We start from the raw sequence: 20301 nt of genomic DNA, 5'->3' as shown, positions 1-20301 counted from the left end.
AAATGCCTATATTACTCTTATTAAACGCTTACTCTTTACCTATCACAATTTAATTGTTTTGCTTAATTGTTTTGCAATATACTCAAGTGCAAACCGATATCCATCACCTCCACACCCAGTTATAATAGCGTCTACACCTGCAGATGTATAAGAATGGTGACGAAAAGCTTCACGCTGATAAATATGAGATAAATGAACTTCTACTTTCGGCCCTGAAAACATTTTTAGGGCATCAAGAAGTGCAACAGATGTATGACTGTAAGCCGCTGGGTTAATGATCAATCCAGAACTTGCCTCTATTGCTTCTTGTATCCATGCCACTAATTGCCCTTCATAGTTACTTTGATAAAAATTTATTATAATATCATTTTTTTTTGCCCATTCTCTGCATCTTTTTTCAATATCTTCTAGAGTTTCAGTTCCATAAATTTCTGGCTCACGTTGACCTAGAAAATTTAAATTAGGACCATTTAAAATCGTTATTATCTCTGACATAGCAAGCCTTTTCTTTCAGACCTATCACTTATTAAAAAAATATTTAGCATGTTTTTACGGCAATAAAGCTCCATCCTTAATCTCAAAGAATTCTGCGCGTCCTTTTAAGTCATCAAATAAAAGACGATCTGTTCCTGTCATAAATGTTTGTACAGCTAAATCATCAAGAATATCAAATAGAGCAGCACGTCGATGCGAATCAAGATGGGCAGCCATTTCATCAAGAAGAAGAATAGGAGATCTTTCCGACATCATACCTGTTAGACGTGCATGACACAAAATTAAACCTGTTAGCAGCGCTTTTTGTTCACCTGTTGAACAAGATGTTGCTGCTCTATTTTTATCAGCATAAAAAACCTGCAAATCTGCACGATGTGGTCCTTCTAACGTCCGACCAGCAGCACGATCCATTGCGCGATTATGCCGCAATCGATCACAAAATTGTTCTTCAACTTCAGTTGCTGATATTTCACTAAGAGCTGTTTCTAAAAAACCATCAATTTGCAAAAAAGCTCGTGGAAAAGGTATCTGTGAGGGCATTTGTGTAAACATGTCATTTAAAAGACGAATAACATCAACACGCGCCGCAGAAATAGCTGTCGCCAATTCTGCCATTTGCTTTTCTAAAGCATCAAACCAAGCACAATCTTCATTTCCATCTAAAAACAAACGATTACGTGCGCGCATAGCTCTATCATAATCGGCTATGCGGCGCCTATGCAAGGGATCAATCGCCAAAACCATACGGTCCAAAAAACTACGGCGCTCAAGTGAAGGACCTGTAAAAAGACCATCCATAGACGGTGTTAGGACACTAATATGACAATAATCTGTTAGGCAATCACTCGACTCATTCACACCATTAATATGGACCTTTCGACTGTTATCGCTAACCTCAAAAGCTGTACCAATCTTTACTTCACCATAAAGAGCGCATTCAAGACGCGCAAATACAACAAATCCTCCACCACCACCATCTACAAAACTAACGTCAGAATAAACAGCACGCCGCAAACCACGACCAGGAGAAAGAAAAGATAACGCCTCTAAAAGATTCGTCTTACCAGCACCATTATGGCCAGTAAAAACCACATGCTGACCAGAAAAATGAATATTGAAAAAAGAATAATTGCGATAACGTAAAAGCTTCAGCTGCCTCACTGCCACTTTGTGCACATGACTGGCCATGCATTGCAAAACAACGGCCCCCTAAACGCGAATAGGCATCAGTACATAGAGCACATCCGCATCATCATTATCACGAATCAGAGCTGGTGCTCCAGCCTCAGCCAACATAAAAACCATCTCATCACTTGAAAGCTGCCCAGCAATATCCAAAAGATAACGTGAATTAAATCCTATCTCAAGCGGTTCAGATGCATAAGTTACTGATAATTGATCTTCTGCACTGCCCGAATCTGGGCTATTAACAACAAGCCTTAACTGTCCATGCTCAATCGTTAATTTAACTGCACGCCCCCGATCACTTGAAATCGTTGAAACACGATCAACTGCAGAAGAAAAGTCCTGCCTATTAACAATTAATTCTTTATCATTTCCAAGAGGGATAACACGTTGATAATCTGGAAATGTTCCATCAATTAATTTTGATGTAAAAATCACAGAGCCTATAGAAAAACGAATTTTTGTCTCCGAAAGCTCTATACATACATCGCTATCATTTTCTTCTGAAAGAAGTTTTTGCAATTCTCCTACAGCTTTACGGGGAACAATAACACCAGGCATTCCCTCAACTCCCGAAGGAGCTTCCATCTCAACTTGTGCCAAACGATGACCATCAGTTGCAACCAAACGCAATTTCAAAACACCATCATTAATAATATGGAAATAAATACCATTAAGATAATAACGGGTTTCTTCAGTAGAAATGGCAAATTGTGTACAATCAAGTAAATGTTTTAAGCCTGATGCCGATAAAGAAAAACGATAACCAAATTGCCCAGGAAGCGACTCTGGAAAGTCTGCCTTCGGAAGACATTGAAGCTGAAAATGTGCACAACCCGAAACAACGGACATTGTACCTGCTTGATTCTCATCGAGGGATAATACAACTTCATTGCTATCAGGAAGTTTTCGAATGATATCATAGAGCAAATGTGCCGGAACAGTTGTTGCTCCAGCTTGTTTAACATTAACTGCAAAAGATTCCATAACCTCTAAATCAAGGTCTGTTGCTTTTAACTGTACACGGCCATTTTCTGCATCAATCAACACATTCGATAAAATAGGAACAGTATTACGGCGCTCTACCACACGGTGAACCCGACCAAGAGACTTGAGAAATTGACTGCGATCAACTGTAATCCGCATAAAAGCCCCGTATGATTTACTAAAAACTATAAGAATTCTTTAGACTTAAAGAATAGACCCTCTTTAAGAATCGCCTGCTAGAGTTTATTAAACCTCTCTTAAAATGGCAAGTCACTCCTGCATAAGAAAAAATAAATCTTTTCATTAAATTCTTTAAAGTCTCTCCAAAGAAAGAAACGATAAACACTATACAGCCTGTTCTCCAATCAACCGCTTAAGCAACTCAAGTTCCTTAGCCAAGGTCTGATCACCACAAACCAAATCTTCAATTTTACGCACAGCGTGTAAAACTGTTGTATGATCACGCCCACCAAAACGGCGCCCAATTTCTGGTAATGAGCGAGGAGTTAATACTTTTGCTAAATACATTGCAACTTGCCGTGGCTTCACAACCGTACGTGTTCGACGATTAGATAACAAGTCCTGTTTAGAAACATTATAATGGCGTGCTACCGTACGCTGAATTTCTTCAATCCGAATACGCTTAGGTTCACCAGGACGTGTCAAATGACCTAATAACTCATCAATCCGCTCTAAAGATAAATCAGACTCAAAAGATTGACGAAACAAGAGCTGATTAAACGCACCTTCAATATCACGCCCCGACCCTAAAACCGTTTTCGCAATATATTCCAAGATATCATCAGAAATTGATACCATGCCATCATCTTGTTGTGCCACCTTCAACCGCTGGCGCAACATTTGCAAACGCATTTCATAATCTGGTGCTTCAATTTCAAGAGCTACCCCTCCCTGAAGACGAGAGCGAACGCGAAGATCAAGCGATTCTAATTCTGCTGGTGGACGATCTGCAGCGACAACAACCTGTTTTGCACTATCAAGCAACATATTAAGCAAATGGCAAAACTCATGTTGTATCGACTTACCCTGCAAAAACTGCATATCATCAATAATCAAAAGGTCGATATCACGAAGCTGTTCTTTAAAAGAAAGAGCATCATTATCACGAATAGCTGTTGCAAAACGCCACATAAAATATTCAGCAGTTAAATAAATAACGCGCGCAGACGTTAAACGCTTCAATGCAGAAGCAGCAATCGCTTGAAGCAAATGTGTTTTTCCTAAGCCAACAGATGCGTGAATAAAAAGAGGATTAAAACGTAAGGCACTTTTATGCCCCTCTGCAATGGAACGCGCAGCTGCTAAAGCAACACGATTAGAAGCCCCCTCAACAAAACTTTCAAAAGTATAGCGAGAATCAAGTGGAGATCCAAAAACTCCCGTTTGAGAATTCTTAACTGAATGCTCTGCGCAACTTTCAACAAAAGATGAAGTCGCCTGCTCCTCTAGCACAACAGGAGGAACACTTCTTTTACAAACGACATCTCTTGAAACGCGTTCCATACCACGAACAATAACTTCAACACGAAGAATTGCTGAATTCTCTTGTTTCCATAAATGAGTCAAAAGAGAACCATAGTGATTATTAATCCATGAACGTAAAAAAGCAGTAGGAACAGAAAGCTTTACAAGAGTATGACTATATTCAGCAAGCTTCACACGTCCAAACCAACTGGTATAAGCCTCAACACCAACCTGCACCTTTAATTGCGCCATAACACGTATAAAAGCCGCCGCACTTTCCTCCTCTGAAACAATAGAATGCCCTATAGAAGCATTTCTACAAACGTTCTCATCACTTTCCGTCATCCTATTCTTTATTATGTTCTCTGCCGACAGGATATTTACCGAAACCCTTTTAAAGGAACTAGCTTTAGAGTTCAATTTATCCACCATCTTCCATCCTGATAAAAATAAAATTTTGTCCTGCCAAACAACTAAAATAAATCTAGCGAAGGCAAAACGCCCTACCCCAAATAAGATTACTCACCCTCCCCTAGGATAGCCTCATCACAACCCTACTAACAAAGATGACCAATAAGATTTACTTGCACTCATGATATGACCCACCCTTCTAAAATGGTAAACATATCCATTAAGAAAACTAAAAAACCGTCAGAAAACCTCTCCAACACAAAAGTTTCGAAAAGCCTAAATCAAAACATCTTGTATTCAACAAAATACAGAATAATGCGCTGATGTGACCCCTTCATGCTTCTTAGTCTTCATAAGAACCATACAAAACAGCAGAGGTAAAATGCAAGAGGTCAAAATAAAATCAAAAAACCCGAAAAAAATGCTTATATTAATGAGGACTGAAAAAAATATTGATTCAATTCATTTTTTTTCTCTAAATTTACCAATAATTAAAGAATCTCTTCAGATTTAAAAAAAAAAATAAAATGCTTGACAAAAAAGACTCTGTACAAATCCACAAAGCTTGTGGATAACCATACCTCCCTCTATAAACTTTCTCTCCTTTTTCAAGTGGAGAATCATTATCGATTCTTATTTTCAATAGAAACTTTTGAAATAATAAACAAAAAGCCAGCATCCTCATGGATACTGGCTTTGTTCTCAATTAAAGGAGAAAAAGCTTAAACGCTGAGAGCCTTCAAACGTTTAGCTAAACGCGATACTTTCCTCGCAGCAGCATTTTTATGAAAAACCCCTTTAGAAACTGCACGCATAATTTCAGGCTCAAAATTCTTAAATGCAATCTCTGCAGATGCCTTATCGCCACCCGCTAAAGCATCATCAAACTTACGTATAAAAGTACGAACGCGTGAACGGCGGGCCTTATTAACCTGTGTGCGCGCCGCAACCTTGCGCACCGCTTTTCGAGCAGAAGGTGTATTCGCCATAAATATAATCTCTCTTTCAACACCTTGGTAAAATGAGTCTCAATAACAACTCTACCAATATAAATAAATCCAACCCAAGCAAAACTATAAAGCTGCCTATAACCGTGTGGGTTATAGCGCAATCCTAAAGCTAACGTCAATTAGATTTTCAAAGATAGCCATAAAAAAACGAAGCCAAACTCTTTGATCCGCAACTTTATAGCTTAATAATAGATATTCCTTAACAAACAAAAGAATTTAAACGGCTAACTTACGCAAGACATATTGCAAAATTCCACCATGATGCAAATAATCTAGCTCATCTTCAGTATCAACACGGCATAATAATGGAACGGTTTTTACCGTACCATCAGAAAAAGTAATTTTCGCTACAGTCTTTTGACGAGGTTTCAAGTTATGAATCCCTTCAATTGTCACCTTTTCATCTCCCTTTAAGCCTAAAGATTTCCAACTTAGCCCCTCCTCAAAAACAAAAGGGACAATGCCCATACCAACAAGATTAGAGCGATGAATCCTTTCAAAAGACTGCACAATCACTGCTTTGACACCAAGAAGATTGGTCCCCTTGGCAGCCCAATCGCGAGATGATCCATTACCATATTCAATACCTGCAAAAACAACGAGTGGAATACCTTCTTGTTTATACGCCATTGCTGCATCGTAAATGGTTTGTTCTACCGCTGACGGATAATGAACCGTATAACCTCCTTCTCGACCATTTTCCCCTAACATGAAATTACGAATGCGAATATTGGCAAAGGTCCCACGCACCATAACTTCATGATTCCCACGACGCGTTCCATACTGATTAAAATCAGCCACTTTAACACCATGATCCATTAAATATTTTCCGGCAGGAGAAGCTGCTTTAATAGAACCAGCAGGAGAAATATGATCCGTCGTGATTTTATCACCAAATAAACCTAAAATCCGTGCATCTTTAATATCTGGTAAGATATCAGGTGTTTTCTGCATATCATCGAAATAAGGTGGATTGCGTACATAGGTGGATTGCTCATCCCAAGAATAGGTAGAACCCGTAGGAATCTGAACTTTTTGCCAATTTTCATCTCCCTTAAAAACATCTGCATACTTTTCGGCAAAAACCTTCCGCGTGACATTTTTTTCGATAAACTCCTGTATTTCTTGAGAAGTTGGCCAAATATCTCTCAAATAAATGGGGTGGCCATTTGAATCTTCACCTAGAGGCTCCTTGGTTAAATCTTTACACACCGTCCCGATGAGCGCATGTGCAACAACTAACGGTGGTGAAGCTAAATAATTCGCTTGCACATCAGGGGAAACACGCCCTTCAAAATTACGATTTCCTGAAAGAACCGCAGATGCAATTATACCATTGTCATTAATCGTTTTGGAAATAGCTGGATGCAAAGGACCAGAATTCCCAATACATGTTGTGCACCCAAATCCTACTAAGTTAAATCCTAATGCATCTAAATCTTTTTGCAGACCCGAATTTTGAAGGTAAGCTTCAACGACTTGTGAACCAGGTGCAAGAGAAGTTTTTACCCATGGTTTACTCTTAAGACCCTTTGCCACAGCATTTCGTGCCAAAAGCCCCGCTGCAATAAGAACACTTGGATTCGATGTATTCGTACACGACGTAATCGCAGCGATCACCACATCACCGTGACCAAGCGTATATTCTTCACCCTCAACCTGATAACGCTTATCTTGTCCAGAAGTCTTCTTATAGTCTTCGACCAATGCCTTCTCAAAACCCTGCCCAACATTTTCCAATGCAATACGTCCTTCAGGACGTTTAGGACCAGCCATAGAAGGGACAACGGTTCCCATATCTAATTCAATTGTATCACTAAAAATGGGATGAGCCACCATTTCATCATGCCACATCCCTTGTGCTTTGGTGTAAGCCTCCACTAAGGCAATCCGACTTTCATCACGCCCTGTCATATTGAGATAACGCACTGTCTCCTTATCAATTGGGAAAAAACCACACGTTGCTCCATATTCAGGTGCCATATTTCCAATCGTTGCCCGATCAGCAAGCGTCATATGCTCCAAACCAGGACCAAAAAACTCAACAAATTTACCGACAACACCCTTCCGACGTAGCATTTGGGTCACCGTTAATACGAGATCGGTGGCTGTTACACCTTCCTTAAGTTTACCTGTTAGACGAAAACCAATCACTTCAGGTAACAACATAGAAACAGGTTGGCCTAACATTGCTGCTTCTGCTTCAATACCACCAACACCCCAACCTAAAACCCCTAAACCATTTACCATAGTCGTATGCGAATCAGTTCCCACACAGGTGTCAGGATAAATCGTCTCACAGCCCTCTTCATTCTTCATCCATACACATTGTGCTAAATATTCTAAGTTAACCTGATGACAAATCCCTGTTCCTGGAGGAACAACGCGAAAATTTTGAAAGGCTTGTTGCCCCCATTTAAGGAAACGATAGCGTTCACCATTGCGTTCGTATTCATGCTCAACGTTTTCCTTAAAAGCCATGGAATTGCCAAAAGCATCAACAATAACTGAGTGATCAATGATGAGATCAACGGGAATGAGAGGATTAATTTTTTCAGCGTTACCGCCAAGTTTAACCATAGCATCACGCATTGCAGAAAGATCAACAACTGCTGGAACACCTGTAAAATCCTGCATAAGAACACGTGCAGGACGGTAAGCAATTTCTGCCCCAGCGCTCCCTTTGTCGTTTAACCACTTAGCAACATTGAAGATATCCTCTTTTTTAACTGTGCGACCATCTTCGAATCGCAATAAATTTTCGAGAATAACTTTCATCGAAAACGGTAAACGAGAAACACCTTCAAGTCCGTTCTTCTCCGCTTCAATCAAGCTATAATAAGTATATTCTTTGCCACCAACATTTAATACTCTACGACAATTAAAGCTATCAATTTGAGTCATGACTGTCCACCCTCATACTATAACCACCCAATTTCCAGGAATGAACAACACAAACTACGAGTCAAGGTCGCAGCTTGAGCGCAGACGCAATTACCTCCGCCATCCATTTCCCCCTCCACCCTCTAGGCATAATGCGGAAATCAGCGCCAGAAACCATTTTACACCAGATATTGATGTAAGGTATCCCTTATAGAACTATTTCTAGAACTATTCTAGGTACAATTGCATAAAAAATGTGTTTTTTATTCTATAATGCAATAAAGAATATGAAAATAAAAACAAAATAGGCAATCACATGGTGTTATCAGGCAAAGATTTAGCCGCTTACAGAAACGAGGAAATTCTGTTTCAAGGTCTTTCTTTTTGTTTATTTTCACAGCAACTTATGACAATCACCGGTCCTAATGGTATCGGAAAGTCTACATTACTCCGAATCATTGTCGGTCTTCTTGAGGCTGCTGAAGGTCATATAATACTTAAAGACCATGATCAAATATACCCTGTTGCAACTGCTTGTCATTATCTTGGTCCTCAAAATGCTATGAAACCTCTCTTATCTGTCATTGATAATTTGCAATTTTGGGCAGATTTTTACGGTCAACATTTACGTTTTGCGCATGAAGCTCTTGCCGATATTGGTCTTTCTAACCTTGAACATTTACCCTTTAACGCCCTGTCAACTGGACAACAAAGACGCGTAGCTATTGCGCGCCTTTTGCTCTCCTATCGTCCTCTTTGGATTTTAGATGAACCAATATCTGGGCTTGATAACCATGCTCAAAAACTCCTTGCTCGTATTTTCCAGCGTCATCTCAATCAAGGAGGTATGATTATCGCTGCAACTCATAATTCCATAGGCATTCCAGAAAACCATAAAATCGCTCTGGAAAAATTTTTACCTCTCTAGGAGAGAATAAAATGAAAGCACTGTTCTGGCGTGATCTTAAACTATTATTAGCGCTACAAGCCACTTCACTAACAGGATTATTGTTTTTTATCGCTGTTGTTGTCATAACCCCCTTTGCCATTGGACCAGATCCCAAAACTCTTGCACAAATAGGACCAGGTATATTGTGGTTTGGAGCCCTTCTTGCAGGACTCCTCAATCTGAACAAACTTTTCCAAATCGATCGCGATGATGGTAATCTCGACCAATTTATCCTTTCAGGAAAAAGACAAAGTTTTACACTAATTGTCTTTACAAAATGTCTTGCCCATTGGGTAGGAACAATGCTTCCTCTTATTTTTGCCACACCTATTTTAGCCCTCATGCTCCATTTAGATGTAGTAATAACTTTTACAACAATACTTACCCTTTTATGCGGAACACCAGCTATTATTTTTATTGGTGCTATAGGCGCTGCACTCGCAACCTCATTGTTGCACAGTACTTTGCTTATTTTTATCATTATCTTGCCGTGGATCATTCCAATTATGATTTTTGGTGTTTCCGCTGCTACAGCCCCAATAAACCCAAATACCTCTTTTCTCACTTCTCTAGCTCTTCTCAGCGCTTTTTCACTTCTTTTGAGTCTCTTTAGCTCTTTTGTTGCTGCGATAACGCTTAAACTTTTATCAGAATAATAAAAGATGATTGCCGCATAGCAAAACTCTGCCTATTATGAATTTTATGAATAAACTATCTCGTACATATAAAATCAGGTTACTCCCTGCAAGTTTCACCCTTTTCATGAAAATAAGCAGAGTCGTCTTACCTTGGTTGGCCGGCATAACATTGTGTTTCCTTATCTTAGGGCTTATTCTAGTGATGCATTCCCCTGATGACTATCAACAAGGCATTACTGTTAAGATTATGTACCTTCATGTACCCTTTGCGTGGTTGTCTACATTCTGCTATGTAACGATGAGTGCAGCGGCATTAGGAAATCTGATTTGGAAATATCATCTTGCTGACGTGGCACTTAAATGTGGAGCGCCTATTGGGGCAATTTTTACCGCCTTGGCTCTCATGACAGGAGCACTTTGGGGGCGACCTACATGGGGAACATGGTGGGTCTGGGATGCACGGTTAACATCAGTTTTAATTCTGCTTTTTATCTATCTCTCCATTATCCTGCTTGGGCGTGCTTTTGACAACCAAGTAAAAGCCGCTCGTGCTACTGCAATTCTTACACTTGTTGGATTTGTTAATATCCCTGTTATTAAATTTTCCGTTAATTGGTGGAATACATTGCATCAACCAGCATCATTGTTACGTGCTGGAGGATCAACAATCGACAATGCTATGTTATGGCCCCTTATAACAATGCTCTTTTGTTTCATCTTTATGTTTATTGCTCTTTATTTGATGGCTATGCGAAATGAAATCAATCGTCATTATATCCGAATACTTCAGATTAAAAAATCCCGTCGTGCACAACAACAGGACGCTTCATCATGCTCGACCTAAATGGCATCCACGGCGGACTTTTAGGAAATCTATCTCAGAAAATTGATTTTTTCCTGAGCACCCTTAAACACGAGCAAATTGTTGTTTTAAGCTATGTGCTTTCTGCAATATCCCTCTTATGTCTTATTGGATATATTCTTTGCAAAGCCCTCTACCAAAAAAAAATTCTCCAACAGCTAAACAAAAAAGAGCTGTCACAAAAAGAAAAGTATAATGAAAAACATCCCTCCAAAACTTAAAAAAAATATATCTTTGCCTGTTCTGCTTGTTTTTTTTGGACCATTTGTTCTTTTTCTTCTTCTCATGGTGCTTTTTTTCAACTTTATGGATAAAAAACACCTTCAAGATTCTTCTCTTCTCCCAAACGCATTAGCTGAAAAACCTGCTCCCAATATTTATCTTCCTCTTCTTGATAAAGACAGTTATCTCAATTCAAAACAGTTTAAAGGACGTGTCACATTGGTCAATTTTTGGGGTTCTTGGTGTTTGCCCTGTCGCGAAGAGCATCCTATTCTTATGCAAATTGCACAAGATAAACGTTTTGATCTGATTGGTATTAATTACAAAGACAATAAAACAAACGCCCTGCGCTTTTTAAACAGTTTTGGTAATCCTTTTAAATTTATTGGCTTTGATGTTTCAGGATATACAGCCATTGATTGGGGAATATATGGACCTCCAGAAACCTTTCTCTTGAATAAAGAGAGCATCATTATTGCCAAACATGTTGGTCCCTTAACATGGCAAATTTATCAAAAAAAAATTCTACCAAAAATTGAACAAGCGATTATGACAGAAGAAAAATAAAATAATGCAGGTTTGTAAAAACATAACGTTTTATCATGCTATGTATGCTATTTTATTTATACGGACCCGCATTCTTCTTAGAAAAATTTTACAAGAGTATTACCATTGTTGATTCAAAAACATGTGTAAAGAAATATCTGTTTGGGAGCTTTATTTTTGATTATTTGGACAAAACAATATTGCTATAGAACCATCGTTAGCTTAGTGACAGCAACCAACTATTGTTTTCAAAATCATATAGTATTTTTTCTCCGCTTTTTTATCTGAAATACACATTGTTATGAGGGGACTTCACCACTATTCTCATCTTTATAAAATAATAAATCTGCTCTTTTGCAGCGTCATTGTTATATTTATTCCCATTACACTTATCTGTTCGTAATAGACTCCATAAAGTCTATATTGAATCTATACATTCTTATTCTCTCGATAATTTCCCTTATGATTATAACTAATAAGCTTTATTGAGTCTTAATAAGATAAATTCGAGTAAGAAAATATGACTACAATCAAAAAGTCTCATTTAACAGAGAAGATAAGTTATGAGTACATAATCAATTTATCAATGAAAATTATAAAAGAATTCATTGTAAGAAATAAACTTTTGAGATGTAAAAAGTACAAAAGAAGCTTTTTCGAGAAGAGAAAATATATTTTACAGAGAACTCTTTTTTAAGCACTCTATGACGTAATTACCGATCTCAACAGAACGATCACTCGTATACACTAAAAAAACTCTAAGACAAGAAATATTCTAGAAGTTCATATGAGCTTATGCGTAAACTTTTATGACGCAAATAAAATAGGCTTTTGTTGCAATCATCATTTTTTATGAAAAATATTTGATTATGTTTTTTCTTCTAAAAATTCTTGCGGTGTAAAACAATATGTTTTTGAGCAAAATTCACATGTGACTGAAATATATTTATTTTTAACCATTTTATTGCGTTCATCAATAGAAAAGCCTTCTAGGATTCCTTTAATTTTTTCGTGTGAACAAGAACATTGATCGACAAGAGAAAAAGGGTTAAAAACTCTAATACCTTGTTCATGAAAAAGACGGAACAAGAGCTGTTTACTACCGACTTGGGGATCTGTTAATTCTGAACTTTCAATCGTTGCCATGAGTATTTTAGCTTCCTGCCATTGGTTATCCAATTGGGTATGAGTTTTCGTTTCTTCTCGCTTTTGATGAGGGGCATCTATTTTATGATGAGACGATTCTTGGGGTAAAAGTTGGATCAAAATACCTCCAGCTCGCCAGCTTTTCTGCTGTTTTCCTTGTTGGTCACGATTAATTAATATAGCAACAGCCAGACGGATATCGGTAGGAATTTGTTCTGATTGATCAAAATAAATACGAGAAGCTTCTTGTAAATTTGATCCATCTAATGCAACTATCCCTTGATAGGGTTGCATATGGGGACCTTGATCAATTGTGAAAGCTAAAGTGCCTTTTCCTAAAAGTGTTTCTGAAGAGGTTTGACCATTGTCTATGGCTTGTTTAAGCTGTTCTTTATCAAAACGAGCGTATCCACGTAAACTTGAAGGAGGCAAAAAATCGCACACCAACATATTAACTGGTCCATCGGAATGAGTTTGTAAAATAAATTTTCCCGTAAGTTTTAGAGAAGTTCCAAACAGAACCGTTAAAAGTAAAGCTTCTGCTAGAAGATAAGAAACCGGTTCAGGGTATTGATGTCTGTTAAGAATAGAATTTAAAGTTTCCCCAAGTTGTACGGCACGTCCACGGATATCAAGTTCTTCAACTTGAAAGGGAATAACACTATCATCTTCATGCAAGAAGTTGTTGTTGAGAGAGGCTTCATCTTTAGCTTGTTCACTCATAGCTTTGCCTTTTTTATATAATTTGTTGTAGGGAGGCTATTGTGGAGAGAAAAACGCATCTTGTAAACACCAAGAAAGAATTGCTTTTTGAGCATGAAGACGATTTTCAGCCTCATCGAAAACAACGGAGTGCGGTCCATCAATCACAGAATCAACCACTTCTTCACCACGATGAGCAGGAAGACAATGCATAAAAAGAGCATCAGATTTTGCTAATTTCATGAGAGATTCATTGACTTGATAAGGCTGAAAAATAGAATGACTGCGAGCACGAAATTCTTGTCCCATGGAGACCCATGTATCGGTCATAATACAATCAGCATCTTGAGCCGCTTTTTGGGGATCATGGGTTAGCATAAGATGTGCTCCCCGCTCACGTGCCCAATGTACAAATTGTTCCTGTGGTTCACTGCCCTTTGGTGTGGCAATACGCAAATGAAAACCAAAAAGAGCTGCAGCTTCAATTAAGGAATGAAGCACATTATTACCATCCCCCATCCACGCAAATATTTTGCTAGCAATTGGCCCCCGATGCTCCTCATAGGTTAAGATATCTGCTAGAATTTGGCAAGGATGTGTATCATCTGTAAGGGCATTAATGACAGGAATTTGTGCATATTGTGCCAATTCGAGCATACGTTGGTGTTTCGTTGTTCGCAATATCACGATATCCACAAAACGGGATAAAACGCGCGCCGTATCAGCTATGGTTTCACTATGACCAAGTTGCATCTCTGAACCCGTGAGCATGATTGTATCTCCGCCAAGCTGGCGCATACTGATATCGAATGAAATACGGGTTCGTGTGGATGGTTTTTCAAAAATCATCGCAAGTGTTTTACCTATAAAAGGTTTTGAACCTTTTCCTGCTTTAAAAGATGCTTTAAGGATCTTTGCATAATCGATCAGTGCACGTGCTATTGCTGGCGTTAAAATGGATAAGTCCGTGAAATGACGAAGAGCATTTGTCATGTGTGTGATATTTGTCTTTCTTTGTTTACTTGTGAAAGATACGCTATTGCTTTTTCAATACGATGTAAACTTTCATCTATTTCTTCTTCCCTAATGATAAGAGGAGGCAATAAGCGCACAACGTTGTTGTTGGCTGCAACGCTTAAGAGATATTCATTTTCCAAAGCATTAACGACAAGATTTGAAGGTACAATACACTGAATACCCAACATAAGCCCCATCCCCTGAACTGCGCAGATAATATCAGGATAGATATTGAGAATGTGCAAAAGCCCACTTTTTAGTTTATCACCCATGCGCTGAACATGGATGAGAAAACTTGGCTCTAACAAAACATCAAGAATACTATTTCCTACAGCCATTCCAAGCAAATTTCCTCCAAAGGTTGATCCATGCGTTCCAAGTATCATACTTTTTGCAACTTTATCCGTTGCAAGGCAAGCGCCCAATGGAAATCCACCTCCTAGTCCTTTTGCGAGGGTAAGAATATCAGGCGTGACATCACTCCATTCATAAGCAAAAAGCTTTCCTGTTCGTCCCATGCCCGTTTGGACTTCATCTAAAATCAATAACAGACCATTATCATCGCATATTTTGCGCAAAAATCTTAAATATTCATGAGGGACCGTTCGTATTCCTCCTTCTCCTTGAATAGGTTCAATAAGAATAGCGGCGGTATTTTTATTAATAGCGTTACGCAAAGCGACTTCATCACAAAAAGGTACTTGAATAAATCCACCAGCTTTAGGTCCAAAGCCTTCAAGATATTTTTCATGCCCAGTCGCAGCAAGTGCAGCAAGTGTACGTCCATGAAATGCCCCTTCAAAAGTAATTATTTCAATGCGTTCTGAATGACCAGCAGCATAGTAATAATGGCGTGCCGTTTTGAATGCGCACTCCAATGCTTCAGTACCTGAATTGCAGAAAAAAACCTTATCCGCAAAACTATTTGCACAAAGCCGCGTGGCAAAAGATGCCTGTTCAGGAGATTGAAAAATATTAGAAATATGCCAAAGTTTTTCAGCTTGTATTTTGAGCGTATCAACCAATTTTGGATATGAATACCCTAATGCGTTAACAGCAATACCAGATGTGAAATCAAGATAATGTTCTCCTTTATCGGAAATAAGCCATACACCATGCCCTTGTTCAAAATGCAAATTTCGTCTTGCGAAGCATTCATAAAGTGGTTGTATAGAGACGGCATCCATCATAATTCCCTTTATATTTTAGTCTTTTCAATATATATATATACAAAGCAACACTACAAATAAAACAGCATGGTATATTTCGTTACGGTGCTTTCAACATTTCATTACGATTAGTGATTACACCTATAGAATAGATCATTACACCAATTGAAAAAAAGTCAATGAAGGTTCTACAAATAAGCATTTTGGGAAAAAGCCTTAAACAAAAGTGAAAGTTTAACCTATGATTGATTTGCAAGTTGGGGAAAACATTCTAAATAAACTCTTTAAGAGGTAAAGACTCTTGTCATAGAGTGAGTGCATATTGTAATTTACAATATAATAAGCAAGATGATGTGTTTTGATTTGTAAATCCACAGGTTGGATGATTTTTTTATGCTCACGTAGAGTGTAAAGTTCTTTCATTCAGCGTAATGAAAACATTATTTAAACATTTGAAGATGCAACGGGGGAGAGCATCTTAGTGACGTAATCGGAATGGAGTGCTGGTATGGGTTGGACATGTGAACGCGTTGAGCTTCTTAAAAAGCTTTGGAGTGAAGGGTTAAGTGCAAGTCAAATTGCTGCTCAATTGGGTGGGGTCAGCAGAAATGCAGTCATCGGCAAAGTACATCGATTAAAGTTACCAGGACGTGGTAAGACAGCACAAGGAAGCACCACGCGTGCGCAAAAAACTCCCGTGGGAAGTAGCAGCCCATCATCTCCACGTGTGCGTCGCAACACATCCACGGTATCGCCAATAAACACATCATCTGTAAGTATTGAAGAAACCGCTTTAAAGACAGAATTTGTAGTGGAAGATGTAAAAGAAGTTGATATGTCCACAAAATCCAATGTAGTTGTGCCTATATCACGTCAACTTAATCTTCTACAATTGAGTGAAAATACATGTAGATGGCCGGTTGGCGATCCATTATCAGCAGATTTTCATTTTTGTGGTGCAGATTCTGATGAAAATAGCCCCTATTGTGCCTTTCATGCTAAGCTAGCATTTCAACCAATATCTGAAAGACGTCGGATAAGAGTGTAATATCCTCAATTGAATCTCGTATTCTACGCCTTCTGCGCTTCGCTATTAAATTTTAATTATCGAATTATTATGAGAAAGAAATTTAATGGAGCTTTTAATGAATGAAAAAATTTCTTCATGAAACTATTCAACGAAACTGTATCTTTTGGTGCTATTGCGCAGCTGTGTGTTGTAAAGTTATATTCCTGTTTATTTTCACAATTTTCTTTAATTTAGTTGTACTGCTTTTAACACTATCCATAGCGACATCTTTTGAATAAGCTAGTTTCTCAATTTCTCATGTTTTTATGCTTCGTGTATTTAATAGAGTAATGCTGTGGTTTATAAAAATAATTTATCGCTTTGCAACCTGAATGAGATCCATTTATATCTCTCTCATTTTAAGTCCTCTTATATTGAATCAATCAAAATCTTTTGTTTGGGCGTCACGAGCGAGATGAGAACTGTGGAGAGTTAAAAACACTTAAAGAAAGGCATGCCTCTTATAAATGCTTTCAAGTGCCAAGGACTTAAAGGGTTGTTGCAACATTGGGAGATGGCAAAGTGTATGATGATGCCAGATTGCCCTTTTATTAAGTATAAAGATAGGGGGTGCTTCATGGATTTATCATTATACTCTTCACGGATGCCGTCGCAAAATAGGCTTGGGAGCGTTGAGAGATGTTTCTTTAAAACAAGCCTGTGAATACATGCAATTCAATGTCATTCTGTTTTGCGTGAGGGATGTGCCCCGTTAAAGAATGCGATAAACAAAAGCGTGAAGCAATACGTAGAATGTAAAATAATATCTTTATAATTTTTTATAAAAAATTATAAAGAAGGGAATATTGTATTCAAGGCTCTTACGAAATATACAAAAACAATAAATTATAAGTATAAATAAATATAAAATCTAGAGCGACCACAATAACATCACTTTCCTTCTCCCGACACAAAACGGCGCAACCAAACATAAAGCGCACCTTCTCCGCCATGCTGACGCGCTGCTTGCTCAAACGCGTGGACATAATATCGAAAAGCTGGTGTTGATAACCAATACGGAACAAATCTATACAAAGCTCCATCGCTCCCAACGGATCGTCCTTTTCCTGTAATCACAAGGACATAACGCAATCCTCTCTGCTGAGAGGACTGTAGAAATTTTTTTAAGAAAAAATAAGCTTCTTCCTGCATATAACCATGGAGATCAAGACGCGCCTCAAGAGGACAACGACCTTGGGAAATTTTACGATATGCAACATGATCAAAAAAATGAATCTTTTGTGCTTGTGTAACTGACCTCTTTTCTCTTTTAATAATTGTCGAGGGTTGTTGATTTTCCTGAGACAATGAGGAGATTTGAGTTACAGGCTGTTTTTTATCATTAATATTTGCAATAGTTTCTGAAGCAGAAGAGAGCATCTTACCGTGAAGCGGTGTTATCGTACGACAAACCATCTCCCATAAAAGACGATCTTGTGAAGCCAATAAATCTCTTTTTTGTCTCCATTTACTTGAGGACATTTTAATTTCTCATAAATCATTGAATGCTTATGGAAGAAAAACAAAAATTATTTTAATTTTCATTTTCTGTAGCAAAAAGCTTCCAGTTGGGATCTGACGATAAACTATTGCGAACAAAAGTCCAAATATCCCTGATTTCTACAATAGCATCAGGATCACCGTCTATACGCTCGCCCTGTTCATTATAAGTAACAGAAATCATCTCACTGACAATACGTATCGTTAAAAGTTCATCTTTTTCTTGTATTGCCGCCGCAACAAATTCGGCCTTATTAATTCCAACAAAAGTGAATTCTATTCTTTCTTTATTTTTTTCTCGTTGCTCAATAGCCATACAAAAGCTCTCAAAAACATCCTGACAAAGCAAGCTTTTAAGTTGATTGCGATCACCTTTGGCAAAAGCTGTTACAATCATTTCATACGCAATTTGTGCACCTTTTATAAAAAGTTGAGGAGAAAAATGAGGATCAATTCTATGAAATTCCCGCAAATTTTTATTCAAAACACTCCCCTCCGGTGAAATTTTATCAATTTCACTAAAGTCGTCTTTTTGTGAATTTTTCTGATGAGGGAACGAAACAATATTATCAGCCGTTTCTGCTTCAACTTGTTTTTTAGAACGTCGTGAATAAGGATCAAAGGGTGGCTTTTCAAACCCAATTCGTTTCCCTAATACATTACGGAGTTGCACAAAAATAACAACCATAACAACAAGAGCTATGACAAGTATAACGTCAAATTCCATAGGCGCTATCAATCTCCAAAGCTTAAGTCTCTAATAAACATTGCAGTCAATACCATTTATCAATAAATATGTAAAATAAGGAATCTTATCATTCAAATATTTTTATAGATTTTGTATTTAAACGGAGTTCTCTTAAGAATTTCTCCCCTACTCATCTAGAAGGAAACTTTCATGTGATAAAACTTTATTCTATAAATCCTCGTTTTTTTGTTGTTATCTTTCTTTGCATTCTTTTAATCGAGATTGCTGGTTTTATCTTTGTTGGTCAAGAAATTGGTATTTTGGCAACCTTGAGCTTGGTTATTCTCACAACCATAGTTGGGGTTGTTTTATTGCGAATTCAAGGGATTAGCCTCTTAAAAAATATACAAAATGAACTTATCCAAGGACGCACATTAGAGAATAATATTATTAATGATGCTTTCATCATGTTTAGTGCAATTTTACTTATTCTTCCCGGCTTTGTAACTGACCTCTTGGGAATATTACTTCTTATTAAACCAATTCGCTCTGTTGCTTGGCATTTCTTTGCATCATTAAAAAACAAAATGAATCCCAATACTAAAAGAAAAAATGACTCTGAAAAAATAATTGATCTAAAAGCAGAAGATTACACAATTCATGATACGACAGAATCTCCATGGCGCAAAAATGATGATAACCATTGAAATACCTAAAAAATCTGTAACAAACTAAAAAAATATTCAAGATAAAGAGCGCATTTCTTGCAACCTTTTGCAAGGCGTGATAACCAATCTGGTCTTTAGATCTAAAATAAATATACATATTATAATGGAAGAGGTTTGTCGTATGGCCGAAGATGAAATGAATAACAGTGGTGGAGAGCCGGTTTTTGCTGTATTAACTCAATATTTAAAAGATTTATCATTCGAAAACCCTGGTGCTCCTCGTTCATTACGTGCACGTGAAAAATCACCACAAATTGATATCAATATTAACGTCAATGCTAACCCAATTGGTGATGACAATTATGATGTCGTTTTGTCTCTCTCCGTCAAAGCCAATGATGAAACTGAAACCTTATTTCATGTAGAACTTATTTACGGTGGTGTTTTCCACCTTAAAAACATTCCACAAGAACATGTTATGCCACTGGTCTTTATTGAATGTCCCCGTCTTTTATTTCCATTTGCTCGCCAAATTATATCTGATGCTACTCAAAGTGGTGGTTTTCCACCTTTGTGGATTGATCCTATTGATTTTGCAGCACTCTTCCAAAAGCGTCTTTCTGAAGAGCAAAAAGACAATCAAATACAGCCCTCTTAAAAAATTTATTT

19 protein-coding genes and 1 pseudogene are annotated in these 20301 nt (G+C 37.8%); 9 read left to right on the top strand and 11 right to left on the bottom strand.

Going from position 1 to position 20301, the window contains the following annotated elements:
- Positions 1–42: 42 nt before the first annotated feature.
- The 6 genes from aroQ to acnA all read right to left on the bottom strand — a co-directional run bounded on the left by aroQ (position 43) and on the right by acnA (position 8477).
- Complete coding sequence (gene aroQ, locus ACFIL3_RS01965) at positions 43–495, bottom strand: type II 3-dehydroquinate dehydratase (protein WP_375611431.1); 453 nt, start codon at positions 493–495, stop codon at positions 43–45.
- Positions 496–549: 54 nt separating this feature from the next.
- Entirely contained in the window at positions 550–1683 is a 1134-nt protein-coding gene (gene recF / locus ACFIL3_RS01960; RefSeq protein ID WP_375681796.1) for a DNA replication/repair protein RecF, read from the bottom strand.
- Between the two features lie 21 nt (positions 1684–1704).
- Positions 1705–2826 (bottom strand): DNA polymerase III subunit beta, encoded by a 1122-nt coding sequence (gene dnaN, locus ACFIL3_RS01955; protein ID WP_375606188.1) that lies wholly within the window; start codon positions 2824–2826, stop codon positions 1705–1707.
- Between the two features lie 186 nt (positions 2827–3012).
- Positions 3013–4584 (bottom strand): chromosomal replication initiator protein DnaA, encoded by a 1572-nt coding sequence (dnaA, locus tag ACFIL3_RS01950; RefSeq protein WP_375611430.1) that lies wholly within the window; start codon positions 4582–4584, stop codon positions 3013–3015.
- Between the two features lie 701 nt (positions 4585–5285).
- The gene (gene rpsT / locus ACFIL3_RS01945; protein ID WP_273790272.1) at positions 5286–5552 is read right to left on the bottom strand and encodes a 30S ribosomal protein S20; all 267 of its coding nucleotides are present in this window, start codon (positions 5550–5552) and stop codon (positions 5286–5288) included.
- Between the two features lie 237 nt (positions 5553–5789).
- Entirely contained in the window at positions 5790–8477 is a 2688-nt protein-coding gene (gene acnA, locus ACFIL3_RS01940) for an aconitate hydratase AcnA (protein WP_375612829.1), read from the bottom strand.
- Between the two features lie 295 nt (positions 8478–8772).
- Here acnA and ccmA point away from each other — a divergent pair, with 295 nt between their 5' ends.
- The 5 genes from ccmA to ACFIL3_RS01915 are packed head-to-tail and all read left to right on the top strand — an operon-like array spanning position 8773 to position 11694.
- The gene (gene ccmA, locus ACFIL3_RS01935) at positions 8773–9384 is read left to right on the top strand and encodes a heme ABC exporter ATP-binding protein CcmA (RefSeq protein ID WP_375611428.1); all 612 of its coding nucleotides are present in this window, start codon (positions 8773–8775) and stop codon (positions 9382–9384) included.
- A gap of 11 nt (positions 9385–9395) precedes the next feature.
- Positions 9396–10061 (top strand): heme exporter protein CcmB, encoded by a 666-nt coding sequence (gene ccmB / locus ACFIL3_RS01930; RefSeq protein ID WP_375611427.1) that lies wholly within the window; start codon positions 9396–9398, stop codon positions 10059–10061.
- Between the two features lie 46 nt (positions 10062–10107).
- Positions 10108–10887, top strand: coding sequence for a heme ABC transporter permease (locus ACFIL3_RS01925; RefSeq protein ID WP_375611426.1), 780 nt, complete (start codon positions 10108–10110; stop codon positions 10885–10887).
- Positions 10875–11126: a hypothetical protein gene (locus ACFIL3_RS01920; protein ID WP_375612828.1), complete on the top strand. Its 252-nt coding sequence runs from the start codon at positions 10875–10877 to the stop codon at positions 11124–11126. The genes ACFIL3_RS01925 and ACFIL3_RS01920 overlap by 13 nt, the downstream gene beginning before the upstream one ends.
- Positions 11101–11694: a DsbE family thiol:disulfide interchange protein gene (locus tag ACFIL3_RS01915; RefSeq protein ID WP_375681794.1), complete on the top strand. Its 594-nt coding sequence runs from the start codon at positions 11101–11103 to the stop codon at positions 11692–11694. The genes ACFIL3_RS01920 and ACFIL3_RS01915 overlap by 26 nt, the downstream gene beginning before the upstream one ends.
- A gap of 846 nt (positions 11695–12540) precedes the next feature.
- Here the strand turns inward: ACFIL3_RS01915 and ACFIL3_RS01910 are convergent.
- Genes ACFIL3_RS01910 through ACFIL3_RS01900 form a run of 3 tightly spaced genes read right to left on the bottom strand, consistent with a single transcriptional unit; the run spans position 12541 to position 15725 of the window.
- Positions 12541–13542, bottom strand: coding sequence for an Hsp33 family molecular chaperone (locus tag ACFIL3_RS01910; protein ID WP_375611423.1), 1002 nt, complete (start codon positions 13540–13542; stop codon positions 12541–12543).
- A gap of 36 nt (positions 13543–13578) precedes the next feature.
- The gene (gene argF / locus ACFIL3_RS01905; protein ID WP_375611422.1) at positions 13579–14514 is read right to left on the bottom strand and encodes an ornithine carbamoyltransferase; all 936 of its coding nucleotides are present in this window, start codon (positions 14512–14514) and stop codon (positions 13579–13581) included.
- Positions 14511–15725: an aspartate aminotransferase family protein gene (locus ACFIL3_RS01900; protein ID WP_375681795.1), complete on the bottom strand. Its 1215-nt coding sequence runs from the start codon at positions 15723–15725 to the stop codon at positions 14511–14513. Before ACFIL3_RS01900 ends, argF begins: the two co-directional genes overlap by 4 nt.
- 490 nt (positions 15726–16215) lie before the next feature.
- Here ACFIL3_RS01900 and ACFIL3_RS01895 point away from each other — a divergent pair, with 490 nt between their 5' ends.
- On the top strand, positions 16216–16755 hold the full coding sequence (locus tag ACFIL3_RS01895) for a GcrA family cell cycle regulator (protein ID WP_375612825.1): 540 nt from the start codon (positions 16216–16218) through the stop codon (positions 16753–16755).
- A 528-nt stretch (positions 16756–17283) separates the two neighbouring features.
- A pseudogene (locus tag ACFIL3_RS01890) lies at positions 17284–17532 on the top strand (Arm DNA-binding domain-containing protein); the annotation flags it as partial.
- A gap of 135 nt (positions 17533–17667) precedes the next feature.
- Here the strand turns inward: ACFIL3_RS01890 and ACFIL3_RS01885 are convergent.
- Entirely contained in the window at positions 17668–18258 is a 591-nt protein-coding gene (locus tag ACFIL3_RS01885; RefSeq protein WP_375611420.1) for a Smr/MutS family protein, read from the bottom strand.
- Positions 18259–18310: 52 nt separating this feature from the next.
- On the bottom strand, positions 18311–19003 hold the full coding sequence (locus ACFIL3_RS01880; RefSeq protein ID WP_375612823.1) for a Tim44/TimA family putative adaptor protein: 693 nt from the start codon (positions 19001–19003) through the stop codon (positions 18311–18313).
- 173 nt (positions 19004–19176) lie between these two features.
- On the opposite strand from ACFIL3_RS01880, the gene ACFIL3_RS01875 reads away from it, so the two are divergent.
- Together ACFIL3_RS01875 and secB are read left to right on the top strand one after the other, a co-directional pair.
- Entirely contained in the window at positions 19177–19671 is a 495-nt protein-coding gene (locus tag ACFIL3_RS01875; RefSeq protein WP_375612822.1) for an FxsA family protein, read from the top strand.
- 142 nt (positions 19672–19813) lie between these two features.
- Positions 19814–20290 carry a protein-export chaperone SecB gene (gene secB, locus ACFIL3_RS01870; protein ID WP_375611417.1) on the top strand — a complete coding sequence of 159 codons (477 nt, stop codon included), beginning with the start codon at positions 19814–19816 and terminating at the stop codon, positions 20288–20290.
- The last annotated feature ends 11 nt before the right edge of the window (positions 20291–20301 follow it).

This window comes from Bartonella sp. CE47NXGY, assembly GCF_042195415.1.
GTDB lineage: Bacteria > Pseudomonadota > Alphaproteobacteria > Rhizobiales > Rhizobiaceae > Bartonella.
The sequence above is the reverse complement of the archived record's forward strand: the minus strand, read 5'-3'. Positions and strand labels throughout refer to the sequence as shown.

Coding starts and splice junctions, on each gene's coding strand:
- argF (WP_375611422.1), bottom strand. CDS start 14,514: ATGACAAATGCTCTTCGTCATTTCACGGACTTATCCATTTTAACGCCA.
- ccmA (WP_375611428.1), top strand. CDS start 8,773: ATGGTGTTATCAGGCAAAGATTTAGCCGCTTACAGAAACGAGGAAATT.
- ACFIL3_RS01920 (WP_375612828.1), top strand. CDS start 10,875: ATGCTCGACCTAAATGGCATCCACGGCGGACTTTTAGGAAATCTATCT.
- ACFIL3_RS01895 (WP_375612825.1), top strand. CDS start 16,216: ATGGGTTGGACATGTGAACGCGTTGAGCTTCTTAAAAAGCTTTGGAGT.
- secB (WP_375611417.1), top strand. CDS start 19,814: ATGGCCGAAGATGAAATGAATAACAGTGGTGGAGAGCCGGTTTTTGCT.
- ACFIL3_RS01925 (WP_375611426.1), top strand. CDS start 10,108: ATGAATAAACTATCTCGTACATATAAAATCAGGTTACTCCCTGCAAGT.
- ACFIL3_RS01880 (WP_375612823.1), bottom strand. CDS start 19,003: ATGGAATTTGACGTTATACTTGTCATAGCTCTTGTTGTTATGGTTGTT.
- ccmB (WP_375611427.1), top strand. CDS start 9,396: ATGAAAGCACTGTTCTGGCGTGATCTTAAACTATTATTAGCGCTACAA.
- ACFIL3_RS01915 (WP_375681794.1), top strand. CDS start 11,101: ATGAAAAACATCCCTCCAAAACTTAAAAAAAATATATCTTTGCCTGTT.
- ACFIL3_RS01910 (WP_375611423.1), bottom strand. CDS start 13,542: ATGAGTGAACAAGCTAAAGATGAAGCCTCTCTCAACAACAACTTCTTG.
- dnaN (WP_375606188.1), bottom strand. CDS start 2,826: ATGCGGATTACAGTTGATCGCAGTCAATTTCTCAAGTCTCTTGGTCGG.
- acnA (WP_375612829.1), bottom strand. CDS start 8,477: ATGACTCAAATTGATAGCTTTAATTGTCGTAGAGTATTAAATGTTGGT.
- dnaA (WP_375611430.1), bottom strand. CDS start 4,584: ATGGTGGATAAATTGAACTCTAAAGCTAGTTCCTTTAAAAGGGTTTCG.
- ACFIL3_RS01885 (WP_375611420.1), bottom strand. CDS start 18,258: ATGTCCTCAAGTAAATGGAGACAAAAAAGAGATTTATTGGCTTCACAA.
- ACFIL3_RS01900 (WP_375681795.1), bottom strand. CDS start 15,725: ATGGATGCCGTCTCTATACAACCACTTTATGAATGCTTCGCAAGACGA.
- recF (WP_375681796.1), bottom strand. CDS start 1,683: ATGGCCAGTCATGTGCACAAAGTGGCAGTGAGGCAGCTGAAGCTTTTA.
- aroQ (WP_375611431.1), bottom strand. CDS start 495: ATGTCAGAGATAATAACGATTTTAAATGGTCCTAATTTAAATTTTCTA.
- rpsT (WP_273790272.1), bottom strand. CDS start 5,552: ATGGCGAATACACCTTCTGCTCGAAAAGCGGTGCGCAAGGTTGCGGCG.